13 protein-coding genes are annotated in these 11,549 nt (G+C 68.9%); 7 read left to right on the top strand and 6 right to left on the bottom strand.

The features are described 5' to 3' along the window. The first annotated feature begins 339 nt into the window (after positions 1-339). The 4 genes from AB4Y92_RS10470 (at position 340) to AB4Y92_RS10455 (ending at position 3,993) form a co-directional block, all read left to right on the top strand. Entirely contained in the window at positions 340-1,560 is a 1,221-nt protein-coding gene (locus tag AB4Y92_RS10470) for a helix-turn-helix domain-containing protein (protein WP_441819582.1), read from the top strand. Positions 1,561-1,608: 48 nt separating this feature from the next. Continuing rightward, positions 1,609-2,283 (top strand): Vgb family protein, encoded by a 675-nt coding sequence (locus tag AB4Y92_RS10465; RefSeq protein ID WP_441819581.1) that lies wholly within the window; start codon positions 1,609-1,611, stop codon positions 2,281-2,283. A gap of 224 nt (positions 2,284-2,507) precedes the next feature. Beyond that, positions 2,508-3,296: a DUF899 domain-containing protein gene (locus AB4Y92_RS10460; RefSeq protein ID WP_441819580.1), complete on the top strand. Its 789-nt coding sequence runs from the start codon at positions 2,508-2,510 to the stop codon at positions 3,294-3,296. A 43-nt stretch (positions 3,297-3,339) separates the two neighbouring features. Beyond that, positions 3,340-3,993 (top strand): hypothetical protein, encoded by a 654-nt coding sequence (locus AB4Y92_RS10455; RefSeq protein ID WP_441819579.1) that lies wholly within the window; start codon positions 3,340-3,342, stop codon positions 3,991-3,993. Between the two features lie 28 nt (positions 3,994-4,021). Here AB4Y92_RS10455 and AB4Y92_RS10450 read toward each other — a convergent pair whose 3' ends face one another. The 5 genes from AB4Y92_RS10450 to AB4Y92_RS10430 all read right to left on the bottom strand — a co-directional run bounded on the left by AB4Y92_RS10450 (position 4,022) and on the right by AB4Y92_RS10430 (position 7,658). Then, the gene (locus tag AB4Y92_RS10450; protein ID WP_441819578.1) at positions 4,022-4,315 is read right to left on the bottom strand and encodes a DUF1330 domain-containing protein; all 294 of its coding nucleotides are present in this window, start codon (positions 4,313-4,315) and stop codon (positions 4,022-4,024) included. A gap of 67 nt (positions 4,316-4,382) precedes the next feature. Beyond that, complete coding sequence (locus AB4Y92_RS10445; protein ID WP_441819577.1) at positions 4,383-4,748, bottom strand: nuclear transport factor 2 family protein; 366 nt, start codon at positions 4,746-4,748, stop codon at positions 4,383-4,385. Between the two features lie 31 nt (positions 4,749-4,779). Next, positions 4,780-5,490 (bottom strand): SDR family NAD(P)-dependent oxidoreductase, encoded by a 711-nt coding sequence (locus AB4Y92_RS10440; protein ID WP_441819576.1) that lies wholly within the window; start codon positions 5,488-5,490, stop codon positions 4,780-4,782. 137 nt (positions 5,491-5,627) lie between these two features. Next, a complete protein-coding gene (locus AB4Y92_RS10435; RefSeq protein ID WP_441819575.1) occupies positions 5,628-6,539 on the bottom strand; it encodes a LysR family transcriptional regulator in 912 nt (303 codons plus the stop codon). Positions 6,540-6,704: 165 nt separating this feature from the next. After that, positions 6,705-7,658, bottom strand: coding sequence for an alpha/beta fold hydrolase (locus tag AB4Y92_RS10430; protein ID WP_441819574.1), 954 nt, complete (start codon positions 7,656-7,658; stop codon positions 6,705-6,707). 112 nt (positions 7,659-7,770) lie between these two features. On the opposite strand from AB4Y92_RS10430, the gene AB4Y92_RS10425 reads away from it, so the two are divergent. The 3 genes from AB4Y92_RS10425 (at position 7,771) to AB4Y92_RS10415 (ending at position 10,507) form a co-directional block, all read left to right on the top strand. Next, positions 7,771-8,610 (top strand): cupin domain-containing protein, encoded by an 840-nt coding sequence (locus tag AB4Y92_RS10425; protein ID WP_441819573.1) that lies wholly within the window; start codon positions 7,771-7,773, stop codon positions 8,608-8,610. A 267-nt stretch (positions 8,611-8,877) separates the two neighbouring features. Continuing rightward, on the top strand, positions 8,878-9,543 hold the full coding sequence (locus AB4Y92_RS10420; RefSeq protein ID WP_441819572.1) for a cysteine hydrolase family protein: 666 nt from the start codon (positions 8,878-8,880) through the stop codon (positions 9,541-9,543). A 61-nt stretch (positions 9,544-9,604) separates the two neighbouring features. Then, positions 9,605-10,507, top strand: coding sequence for a LysR family transcriptional regulator (locus AB4Y92_RS10415; RefSeq protein ID WP_441819571.1), 903 nt, complete (start codon positions 9,605-9,607; stop codon positions 10,505-10,507). Positions 10,508-10,538: 31 nt separating this feature from the next. Here AB4Y92_RS10415 and AB4Y92_RS10410 read toward each other — a convergent pair whose 3' ends face one another. Next, positions 10,539-11,480, bottom strand: a complete 942-nt coding sequence (locus AB4Y92_RS10410) for a DUF6929 family protein (RefSeq protein WP_441819570.1) — start codon at positions 11,478-11,480, stop codon at positions 10,539-10,541. Positions 11,481-11,549 lie beyond the last annotated feature (69 nt).

Raw genomic sequence — 11,549 nt, 5'->3', positions numbered from 1 at the left:
TAGCATTCGGCGCAATCGGGGGCGGACGGCATTGTAGGGCGGGGGCCGGGGCGGGTGGCGGCGCCCGGGTTATTTGCTTAGAACCGCTGGCAATGCCGTCTAAGTGACGGAAGCGCTGGGTTAGCCCCTCTCCCGCTTGCGGGAGAGGGGTTGGGGTGAGGGTGTGCAGGTAGCGGTGAGGCTTCGAACAAGAGCATTCGCGCCTATGGCGCTCATCCCCTCACCCCGGCCCTCTCCCGCAAGCGGGAGAGGGAGAGCAGCGGTTTTGTCAGCGCCGCCCGGCGGCCGCATGAGCCCCGTCACTGTGCGCAATCGGCTCTCACGCAGTAGCCTGTCGCGATGGACTCTCTGATCGCCGCCGCCGGGCGCGCGCTGGCCGTCGGCGATGCGCTCGGCGCGCTCAAGCGCGTGGCGCTGCGCGAGGACCCGCCGGCATTGGCCCTGCGCGGTATCGCCATGGCGCAGCTCGGCGACTACCCGCGCGCGCGCGAACTGCTGCGCCGCGCCGCGCGCGGTTTCGGCGCGCGCGAGGAACTGGCGCGCGCGCGCTGCCTGGTCGCCGAGGCCGAGGTGGCGCTGGCCATGCGCGACCTGGGCGGCTCGCCGCGCCCGCTCGCCGATGCCGCCATGGCGCTGCAGGCGCGCGCCGATCACGCCAATGCCTTGCAGGCGCGCCTGATCGCGCTGCGCCGGCTATTGCTGCTCGGGCGCCTCGACGAAGCCGCGTCGGCGCTGGCCCAACTCGACCTGTCCGCCCAACCGCCGTCGCTGGTGGCGGTGGCCGAGTTGGCCGCCGCCGAAGTGGCCTTGCGCTCGCTGCATACGGCGGCGGCGCGGGCGGCGCTGGATCGCGCCTTGGCCGCGGCCGAGCGCGCGCGCGTGCCGGCGCTGGTCGCCGAGGTCGGCGATGCGCGCGCCGCGCTGGATCGCGCCGCCGCGCGCATCGTCCATGCCGGGCATGAACAACCCTTGCGACTGGAACAGGTCGAAGCCTTGCTGGCCTCCGGCGCGCTGGTGGTCGATGCCTGTCGCCGCGGCCTGCGCGCCGGCGGCCGCTGGCAGGCGCTGGCGCGCAGGCCGGTGTTGTTCGCCTTGCTGCGTGCGCTGGCCGAAGGCTGGCCGGGCGATGTCGATCGCGGCGCGTTGATCGCGAACGTATTCCGCACTCGCCATCCGGACGAAACCCACCGCGCGCGCCTGCGCGTGGAACTCGGCCGCCTGCGCGCCCTGATCGCGCCGCTGGCCGATATCGAGGCCACCGCGCGCGGTTTCCGGCTCGCGCCGCACGAGGAGCGCGCGGTGGTGGTGCTGATGCCGCCCATCGACGGCGATCAGGCCTCGCTGCTGGCGCTGCTGGGCGACGGCGCGGCCTGGTCCACCTCGGCCCTGGCGCTGGCGCTGGGCGACAGCCAGCGCACGGTCCAGCGCGCGCTGGTGGAGCTGGAAGCCGCCGCCCAGGTGCGTTCCATCGGCCGCGCCCGCGCCCAGCGCTGGCTGGCGCCGTCGCTGGTCGGATTCACGACGATCTTGTTACTCCCCGCTGCGCTGCCGCCTGGGTAGATTGTTTTTGCGGCGCCAAACCGAGCGCCCCCATCAGGAGCCAAGGCCATGCCCATCACCTCGAACACCACCCCCCGAACGAAAGAAACCTCCCCCGGCCGCCCGGCGCAGATCGTGCGCGAATACGGCCCCTTCGACGGCATCGAACAGACCCACGGCATCACCTTCGACGGCCAGCGCGTGTGGGCCGCCACCGGTGCGAAACTGATCGCGGTCGATCCGGCCAGCGGACAGGTCGAACGCATGCTCGACTGCGCCTCGCACGCCGGCTGCGCTTTCGACGGCACCCACATCTATCAGATCGCCGAAGCGCGCATCGACAAGATCGACCCGGCCACCGGCGCGGTGGTGGCGTCGATCCCGTCGCCGGGCAACGGCGGCGATTCGGGCCTGACCTGGGCCGAGGGCAGCCTGTGGGTCGGGCAGTACCGCGACCGCAAGATCCTGCAGATCGATCCCGACACCGGCGCGGTCTTGCGCGCGATCGAATCCAACCGCTTCGTCACCGGCGTGACCTGGGCCGACGGCGAGCTGTGGCACGCCACCTGGGACGGCGACGACAACGAACTGCGCCATATCGACTCGGTCAGCGGCGAAGTGATCGAACGGCTGGAACTGCCGCACGGCATCGGCGTCAGCGGTCTGGAATACGACGGCAAGGACCTGTTCTATTGCGGCGGCGGTTCCAGCGGAAAGATCCGCGCGGTGAGTCGCTCGAAGTAAGCCGCGCCGTCCGACGCACGCCGTCCTGAGCACGGCGGCGTCCGCCCACCGCTTCGCCCGCGCCGACGCGCGAGCCCCTGCGCAACCCCTGCGCGAAGCGGCCCACTGCCTATCGAACCTCCATCCGGCCCGATGCCCGGAGGCGGGCAGGTCTTGCCCGCGCGACGCCGGAGTCGCGCGTTCATCCCTCTTTCCACGCGGCCCATCCGGGCCAGGAGCGCAGCATGAATACCGCGATTACCGCCATCAACCCCGCCGATCATCCCATCGTATCCAAGGAGCAATGGCTCGCCGCGCGCAAGACCTTGCTGGCGCGCGAGAAGGAACTCACCCGCCTGCAGGACGAAATCGCGCGCGAACGCCGCACGCTGCCGTGGGTGCGGGTCGAGAAGGACTATGTCTTCGACACCTTGCAAGGCCCGCGCCGCCTCGCCGACCTGTTCGACGGCCGCGGCCAGCTGCTGGTGCAGCACTTCATGTTCGCGCCGGGTTGGGAGCAGGGCTGCAAGAGCTGCTCGTACATGGCCGATCACAACGACGGCGCCAACATCCACCTGGCCCATCGCGACGTCACCCTGCTCGCGGTATCGCGCGCGCCGCTGGCCGACATCGAGCGCTTCCGCCAACGCATGGGCTGGCGCTTCAACTGGGTGTCCTCGCTCGGCAGCGATTTCAACCGCGACTTCGCCGTGAGCTTCAGCCAGGACGAATTGTCCAGCGGCAAGGTCGATTACAACTACGTGCGCCAGTCCTTCCCGCACGAAGAAGCGCCGGGCCTGAGCGTGTTCTGCCGCGATGAGGTCGGACAGATCTTCCACACCTACTCGCGCTACGGCCGCGGCGTGGAAGTGATGATGCACACCTACAACCTGCTGGAACTCACGCCCAAGGGCCGCGACGAAGACGGCCTGGATTATCCGATGGCATGGGTGCGCCACCACGATCGCTACGAGCCCACCGATCCGGTGAAACCGGCGGCGACGGCGGCGGCGTGCTGCGCGCCGCGGGACTGAGCCGGCTTCATCCACTCCGACTTCGCACGATCCGGGAGACGTCATGGAAACGCTGTGGCCATGGTTGACGATCGCCGCACTCGGCGCCATGCACGGACTGAGCCCGGCGAACGGCTGGATGTTCGCCGCCGCCCGCGGCATGCACGCGGGCGGCGGCGCGCAGGCGCGGCGCGCGCTGCTGCCCATCGCGATCGGCCACGCGGTATCGGTGGCGGTCGTGGTGGCCGCGGTCGCGCAGGGCTTGTTGATGAATCGCGCCTGGGTGCAAGGCGCCGCCGGCGCGCTGCTGATCGGCGTGGCCTTGTATCGCGCGCTGCGCGGCGGCGGATCGCGCGCGCCGGCACACGGCGCATTCGCCGCTCGCATCGGCGCACATGCCGGCGACGCCGGCATCGCGGCGTGGTCGTGCCTGATGGCCACCGCGCACGGTGCCGGCCTGATGCTGGTGCCGGCGCTGGTGCCGATCTGCATGAGCGACACGCCGGCACGCGAGATCACCGCCTCGGGTTCGGTGATGCTGGCGCTGGCGGCCGTCGCTGTGCATCTGGCGACGATGTTGCTGACGACTGGCACCATCGCCATCGGTGTGTGTCGCGGTCTGAGTTTGCATCCGCGTTTGCGCAGCGGCGCCGTGCCGCGTCATCTGTGGACGGCGGCGCAGGTCGTGACCGGCGTGGCGCTGATCGCGTTTCGTTAGCAGTCGTAATCTGATCCGCGTGCGGCTCTTATCCAGCCCCCTCGATGATGCGCACATCGCGTTCAGCCGCGCCGCGCAGATGCACCAGGGTCGCCTGATAGTCGGGGCTGTCGTAAGCGGCGACGGCCGCGGCCAGCGTATCGAACTCGACCACGACGATGCGCGTCGGCCGGCCCGATTCGTAAGTCTTGTCCGGCGCGCCGCCGGCCAGGACGCGGCCGCCGTGGCCGAGGATGGCCGCGGTCGCCGGCGCGATGTAACGCTCCACCGCGGCCGGGTCGGTGATGGAATTCCAGGCGATGACCCAGTAAGCCTTGTTCATTGCGATCTCCGCGCGGCCGTGGCGGCCGCGATAGGTCAGGTGTCGTGATTCGGCCGATCCGGCGCGCTTATTCGTCCGCCGGCCCGAACTGTTTGTGGGTGATGAGCCATTGCCCGTCGCAGCGCAGCAGCGACAGCAGGTTGATGAAGTGGTTGCCGAGAAAGCGGAGTTCCGCCGTGACCATGGCCATCTCGCCCACCACTTCGATCGACCGGGGCGCCATTCGCAACGGTTCGCCGGCCTCGCGCGGACTTACACGCGAGGCGACGGCTTGCAGGTATTGATCGACATCGCGCGAACGGAAGCTGCCGGTGGTGACATCCTCTATTCGTGCGCGTGGATGGAAGACGGTACGCAGACTCCGCGTGTCTCCTTCATAGATGCCGCGCAGGTAGGTGTTCGTTAGTTCCAGCAGCGCTTGATGGTCGCTCATCGCCGTGCTCCTGAAAATCAGATGATCGGCCTCAGTGCCCGGCGCTCTGGCCGCCGTCCACGTGCAGGATCTCGCCGGTCACGAAGCCGGCCGATTCCAGGTAGACGATGGCCTGGACGATATCGCCGATCTCGCCCATGCGTCCCACCGGATGCAGCGCCGCCAGCCATTCGTGGGTCTGCGGCGCATGCATCGGCGTCTTGATGACGCCGGGCGCGACCGCGTTCACGCGGATGCCGCGCTTGGCGTATTCGATGGCCAGCGACTTGGTCGCCGCATTGAGCCCGCCCTTGCTGAGCGAGGCGAGCACCGACGGAACGCCATCGATGGCGTGCTCGGCCAGGGTGGTGGTGACGCTGACCACATGGCCGCTGCCCTGCTTCTCCATTTCCGCCACGGCCAGCTGGGTGATGTGGAAGAAGCCGGCGACATTGACCGCCAGCACGTTGGCGTAGTCGTCCGCGGTGTATTGCGTGAACGGTTTGGCGATGAAGACGCCGGCGTTGTTGATCAGGCTGTCGATGCGGCCGAATTTCGCCAGGCCTTCGCCGATCACGCGCTCGGCGACGGAGCGGTCGGCGATGTCGCCGGCCACCGCGAGGATGTCCGGATCGTTGGACGGCTTGATCGAACGCGAGTTGGCGACGATGCGGTAGCCGCGATCGCGCAGCGCCTGGACGACGCCGGCGCCGATGCCTTGCGAGGCGCCGGTGACGATGGCGACTTTGTTTTGAGTGCTCATGAGATTCGCTCGGTAGAAGGGGAATCGGCGGCTGCGTTCAGCTGCAGCGCCGGTGTGTCCAATCTAGGAGCGCGGCTGGGATTAGCGAATCCCCGTGGTCCGGCAGACATTCTTCCGCCGCGCGGTGCAATCGCCTGCTACGGCGTCAGCCGCGCGAACGCCGCGCGCAGGCGCGGCACGGCGAAATCGACGAAGGCGCGGACCTTCGGCACCGCCAGCCGGCCCTGCGGCGAGACCAGACTGACCGGGATGGGATCGGGTTCGAAATCGGCCAGGACGATGCGCAGTTCATCGCTCTGCACCTGCTGCGCGACGTGGTACGACAACACGCGGGTGAGGCCGTAGCCATCCACCGCGGAAGCGACCGCCGCACGCACGTTGTTGACCACCAGACGCGGAGTGAAAGCGATGGCGCGGGCGATGGTTGAGCCCGGCGGCGGCGGAAAGCTCCACGAGTCGATGCCCATGTGCGCGGTGGTGACGATCTTGTGCTTGGCCAGATCCTGCGGTTCGTCGATGCGCGGATGCGTGGCCAGATAGCGCGGCGAGGCCACCATCACCCGCCGCACCTCGCCGATGCGATGCGCGATCAGGTTGGAATCGGCCAGATGGGTGATGCGCAGCGCCAGATCCATGCCTTCGTCGATCAGGTTGACCGCGCGTTCCAGCAGATGCATGCGCACGTTCACCGTCGGGTGTTCGTCGATGAAGGCATCCACGATCGGCCGCAGCAGTTCCACGCCGGCGAACACGGTGGCGGTGATGGTCAGGGTTCCGCGCGGCACCGAGCGCTCGCCGGCGGCTTGCCGGTCGGCCTCTTCCAGTTCCGCCAGCACGCGCCGGCAGGCGGCGGCGTAACGCTCGCCGGCTTCGCTCAATTTGATCGAGCGCGTGGTCCGGTGCAGCAGCGGCACGCCCACGTGCGCTTCCAGGAACGCGACCGCGCGGCTTACCGCCGCCGGCGAGCGGCCGGTCTTGCGGCTGGCGCCGGCGAGGCTGCCTTCATCGAGTGCGGCGATGAAGACCTTCATGGCGTCGATACGATCCATAGCTTCACCGTGTGTGCTGGCGGCCGGTGCCGCCGAGTCCGGGCGATTTCAACACTCGCGCGGCTGCGGGTCGAGCGCCGGCGCATGGCGGACATGCGCACGGGCCGGAACCGCTGTGCGGCCCGGCCCGGCGCGATACCCGGCGATCGATCCGACCGCCGCCGCTTACTTGCTGACGAAGTCGAGCAGATCCTGATCCAGACGATCCTTGTGCGTATCGGGCAAACCGTGCGGCGCGCCCGGATACACGATCAGCCTGGCGTTCTTGATCAGCTTCGCCGCCGCGCGCGCCGAGGCGTCGATGGGCACGATCTGGTCGGCGTCGCCGTGGATCACCAGCACCGGCACGTCGATGCGCTTGAGGTCCTCGGTGAAATCGGTGGCCGAGAACGCGGCGATGGAGTCGTAGGTGTTCTTGTGCCCGGCCTGCATGCCCTGCGAGCGGAACGATTCGATCAAACCTTGCGAGGGCTTGGCGCCCGGACGGTTGTAGCCGTAGAACGGGCCCGAGGCGATGTCGAGATACAACTGCGAGCGATTCTCCAGCGAAGCCTTGCGCAAGCCGTCGAAGACTTCGATCGGCAGGCCGCCGGGATTGGCCGCGGTCTTGAGCATGAGCGGCGGCACCGAGCTGACCAGCACCGCCTTCTTGACCCGCGCGCTGCCGTAACGGCCCAGATAGCGCGCGACTTCGCCGCCGCCGGTGGAGAAACCGACCAGCACCGCGTCGTGCACGTCCAGAGTGTCGAGCACCGTCTTCAGATCGGCGGCGTAGTGATCCATGTCGTTGCCGTCCCAGGGCTGGCTGGAGCGGCCGTGGCCGCGGCGGTCGTGAGCGATCACGCGGTAGCCGTGGTCGGCCAGGAACAGCATCTGCGATTCCCAGCTGTCCGAATTCAGCGGCCAGCCGTGGCTGAAGGCGACGACCGGGCCGTTCTTCGGGCCCCAGTCCTTGTAGTACAGCTGCACGCCGTCGGCGGTGGTGATGTAGCTGGAAGACTGGCGCTGCGCGGCGGCCTGCTGGGTCGGCGCGGCGGCAGCGGCGGGGGCGGCCTGGGCGGCGGTGGCGATGCCGACGGTCAGCAGGGACAGGGCGAGCGAGCGTTGCAGAGCGGTCATGGCGGTCTCTCCGGGGTAGGTGGCGGGCGGCTGGCCCGTGAGACGTACTTTGCGTGAGCGTCCGGGACGGTACGTAACGTATAGTCTGTAAAACTTGACCGATCGTATTTTCATGACCGACCGCCTCCAAGCCTTGCTCGAACGCTTTTCCGCCAGCGCCCGGCTGTTCCACGCCGGCGCCCTGTGCGGCATCAACGATCTGGCCCCGGAGCACGGCGCCGGCCAACTGCATCTGGTGCGCGGCGGCGCGGTCGAGATCGTCCACGACGGCGAGCCCGGCTTGCGCATCGACGCGCCGAGCCTGCTGCTGTATCCGCGGCCGATGGCGCACCGCTTCATCACCGATAGCGAGCGCGGCGCCGATCTGGCCTGCGCCAACCTGCATTTCGAAGGCGGCGCGGCCAATCCGATCGCCAGCGCGCTGCCCGGGTTCGTCTGCATCGCCCTGGACGAAATCGACGGCGCCGCGCACGTGCTCGCCTTGTTGTTCGAAGAAGCCTTCGACCACCGCTGCGGCCGTCAGGCGTTGGTCAACCGTTTGTTTGAAGTCGTGCTGATCCAGGTGCTGCGCCATCTGATGGAAAACGGCCGCACCCGCGTCGGCATGCTCGCCGGTCTGTCGCATCCGCAGTTGCGGCATGCGCTGGTGGCGATCCACGAAACGCCCGATCGCGACTGGACCTTGGATTCGCTGGCCGCGCGCGCCGGCATGTCGCGCAGCGTCTTCGCCAACGCGTTCCGCGATGCGGTCGGCTGCACGCCGGGCACCTACCTGCAGCAATGGCGCGTGGGTCTGGCCCAGCAAGCGCTGCTGAGCGGGCGGCCGCTGAAGTTGATCGCGATGGAGGTCGGCTACGGCAGCGAAGCGGCGTTGTCGCGCGCGTTCAAGGCTTCGACCGGCGTGTCGCCGCGGCTGTGGAAGAACGAGGCGCTGGGCAACAATAGCGCGTAGCTAGCGCGGTGCGATCGCGTTACGGCATCCGATCCAGATTGGCGTTGACCCGCGCCAGCAGCGCCGCCAGCTGCTCTCTACCTCTTTGCTGAAACCCGCCAGCGCCTGCCGGCTCGTTGCGTCCTTCGATCTGTGCGCAAACCGCACAGGAGCTGTTCGCGCAGGCCTCTAAGGCATTCGATTAACCGCCGGCATCATGGCGCCCTCGACAACGAATGGGCTGCCCGCATGCGAATCTCTGCTCTTCTCGGAATGGCCGCGCTTGGAATGGCCACACTCGGCAACATCGATGCCCAGGCGGCGACGCCCGCGCCGCATCCGACTATTCGCGACATGGCCGGCGTTGAGCCTGTCGCGCAGTTGCATGCGGATAAGACCGCGCTTTTGGTCATCGACTTCCAGAACGAATACTTCCCTGGCGGGCGCATGCCCATCGCCGACGGCGAAGCGGCGTTGCGGCAAACCCGGCGCCTGCTGGATTTCGCCGACCGCCACCACATCCGCGTGATCCACGTCCAACACGTGTTGCCGGCCGGCGCGCCGGTGTTCGCCGACGGCGGCAAAACGGTGGCGTTTCACCCCGACATGCAGCCACGCAGCGGCGAGACGGTGGTGAAGAAGGACGCGGTCAGCGTATTCGCCGGCGCTTCCGCCGCCGCGATCGAGACAGCCTTGCGCGAGGCCGGCGCCGATACCCTGATCATCGCCGGCCTGCAGACCCACGCCTGTATCGCCGGCGCCGCGCGCGACGCCGCGGCCAAGGGCTATCGGGTGATCGTGTCTTCCGATGCCAGCGCCACCCGCGATCTGGCCCTGCGCGACGGGTCGAAGGTGGGCCATAAGCAACTGCACGCATCGGCGCTGGCCTCGATCGAGGACACCTTCGGCGACGTCATGACCACCGGGCAGATCCTCGCCTTGCCGGTGCGCTGATACCCTTCGCGCCAGAACACGGCATCGGCGCCGCGCCGATGTCGTTCACTGGAGTGCAGCGATGGATCAATTGTCAGCCATGCGCGCTTACCGGAGCATCGTCGAATCCGGAAGCTTCACGAAGGCCGCCGAACGCCTGGATACCAGCCACACCTCGCTGTCGCGCCAGCTAGCGCAGTTGGAAGCGCATCTGGGCGTGCGTCTGCTGAACCGCAACAGCCGCGGCCTCACCACCACCGAGGCCGGCGCGCATTACTACCGCGACTGCATCGACATCCTCGAACGGCTGGACGCGGCGCAACAGCGATTGAGCGGCGATGCCGCGCAACCGTCGGGCGTGCTGCGCCTGAGCCTGCCGCACGCGATCGGCGCGCTGGAGCTGGCGCAGTGGCTGCCCGGTTTCATGCAGCGCCATCCGCGCATCGATCTGGACCTGTCCTGCGACGATCGCATGGTCGATCTGATCAAGGGCGGCTTCGACATGGCGATCCGCATCAGCGGGCCGCTGGCCGACAGCGGCCTGGTCGCGCGCGAGCTGGCGGTGTCCGAGCGCGTGCTGGTCGCCGCGCCGCAGTACATCGCCCAACACGGCCTGCCGCGCGCGGTCGCCGATCTGCGCGAACATCAGTTGCTGACGTATGCCGGCGACGGCGCGGCGCTGCAGTTGAGTTCGCCGGACGGCGACGACGGCAGCGTCAGCACGGGCGAGCGGCTGCGGCTGGATTCGATCGTCGCCCTGCATGCGGCGGTGATGGCCGGGCAGGGCATCGCCGCGCTGACCTATCTGACCGTGCACGGCGACCTCGCCGCCGGGCGTCTGCTTCGCGTATTGCCGCAGCACCATGCCGGCCGCCGTTACTATTTCGCCTTGTATCCGCACGCGCGCGCGCTGCCGGCCAAGGTGCGCGCCTTCACCGAGTTCATGCGCGCGCATTACGCGGCGGTGCGGCAGGGCGCGGGCTGACGATCGCGCGCGGGCGACAGGTCGCCGGAATTCAGCGCGCCAGCCCGGCCGGTTCCGCGAGCGCAAGCCGCGCGCTGTACAGGACGCCCGCCGCGCCGCGATCGTCGGCATCGGTGACCAGCAGCAGGTCGATGAAGGTGCCGTCGTGTTGCGCGGCGATGCCTTCGATCTTGCGCACCGGCCGCACGAAATCCAGATGCTGCAGTTGCCCGTCGAGCGCGACGATGCCGATCGCCGCGCCGACGCAAGGGCCGTCGTTATAGGTGTCGTGGACGTTTTCCGCGACCGCGCTGAAGACCAGCCGGCCGTCGGCCAGGGCCGCCGCGTCGGTGAAGCCCAGCGCGACGCCTTCGATTCGCGGCAGTTCCACCATCTGTATGTTCGCCGGCAATTCGGGCAGGCGCGGCTCGCCGTCGGCGCCCAGCGCATGCAGCAGCGGGGCCAGCGGAAAGCGGATCAGCGCATTGTGCGGATGGTCGCCGCTGGCGCGTTGCAACAGCACCAGTTCCTGCGCGCACACCACCGCGCCTTCGAGATTCAATGCGGGCAAGCCGCGTTGCAGCGGCGCGTACAACGCGGACAGATCCACGCGCCGCGGTTCGCCGCGCAAGGCGCCGGCATCGTCCAGGCCCAGCACTACACCGATCTGGCGGTTGGGCTTGGAGCCGGAGGGCAGCGCCAGCAAGGCGCCGTGCGGATAACCGGCGAACGGCGGCAACCGCACCAGCGCTTCCAGATCGGGCTTGCTCGCCTTGCGCGCGGCCGCTTCGTCGGGCAGTTCGCCGTCGAAGATGCGCAGCCATTCGCCGTCGCGTTGTCCGGCCAGGTCGAACACGCCCAGATGCAGCTCATCGTCGGCGACCACGTACAGAAACTCGCCCGCGGCGACGATGCCGCTGGCCGCGCTGAGGCGATCGGGCAGGGCGCGCGCGGCCGCGAACCTCAACTCGCGCAGCGGTTGCAGGTCGATCATGCGATGGGGTCTCCGCGGGAAGTTTCCCGCCCATCGTGCGCCATCGCGGCGCCGCGCGACACTGCGGCG

Origin of the sequence: Lysobacter sp. TAB13 (assembly GCF_052113885.1) — a bacterium.
GTDB classification, from domain to species: domain Bacteria; phylum Pseudomonadota; class Gammaproteobacteria; order Xanthomonadales; family Xanthomonadaceae; genus Lysobacter; species Lysobacter gummosus.
Note: the sequence above shows the minus strand (reverse complement) of the source record. Positions and strands in the feature narration are given on the sequence as shown.

What these genes read in the sequence shown, in the direction of transcription:
- AB4Y92_RS10470 (WP_441819582.1), top strand. Translation starts at nt 340, where the DNA reads ATGGACTCTCTGATCGCCGCCGCCGGGCGCGCGCTGGCCGTCGGCGAT.
- AB4Y92_RS10465 (WP_441819581.1), top strand. Translation starts at nt 1,609, where the DNA reads ATGCCCATCACCTCGAACACCACCCCCCGAACGAAAGAAACCTCCCCC.
- AB4Y92_RS10460 (WP_441819580.1), top strand. Translation starts at nt 2,508, where the DNA reads ATGAATACCGCGATTACCGCCATCAACCCCGCCGATCATCCCATCGTA.
- AB4Y92_RS10455 (WP_441819579.1), top strand. Translation starts at nt 3,340, where the DNA reads ATGGAAACGCTGTGGCCATGGTTGACGATCGCCGCACTCGGCGCCATG.
- AB4Y92_RS10450 (WP_441819578.1), bottom strand. Translation starts at nt 4,315, where the DNA reads ATGAACAAGGCTTACTGGGTCATCGCCTGGAATTCCATCACCGACCCG.
- AB4Y92_RS10445 (WP_441819577.1), bottom strand. Translation starts at nt 4,748, where the DNA reads ATGAGCGACCATCAAGCGCTGCTGGAACTAACGAACACCTACCTGCGC.
- AB4Y92_RS10440 (WP_441819576.1), bottom strand. Translation starts at nt 5,490, where the DNA reads ATGAGCACTCAAAACAAAGTCGCCATCGTCACCGGCGCCTCGCAAGGC.
- AB4Y92_RS10435 (WP_441819575.1), bottom strand. Translation starts at nt 6,539, where the DNA reads ATGGATCGTATCGACGCCATGAAGGTCTTCATCGCCGCACTCGATGAA.
- AB4Y92_RS10430 (WP_441819574.1), bottom strand. Translation starts at nt 7,658, where the DNA reads ATGACCGCTCTGCAACGCTCGCTCGCCCTGTCCCTGCTGACCGTCGGC.
- AB4Y92_RS10425 (WP_441819573.1), top strand. Translation starts at nt 7,771, where the DNA reads ATGACCGACCGCCTCCAAGCCTTGCTCGAACGCTTTTCCGCCAGCGCC.
- AB4Y92_RS10420 (WP_441819572.1), top strand. Translation starts at nt 8,878, where the DNA reads ATGGCCACACTCGGCAACATCGATGCCCAGGCGGCGACGCCCGCGCCG.
- AB4Y92_RS10415 (WP_441819571.1), top strand. Translation starts at nt 9,605, where the DNA reads ATGGATCAATTGTCAGCCATGCGCGCTTACCGGAGCATCGTCGAATCC.
- AB4Y92_RS10410 (WP_441819570.1), bottom strand. Translation starts at nt 11,480, where the DNA reads ATGATCGACCTGCAACCGCTGCGCGAGTTGAGGTTCGCGGCCGCGCGC.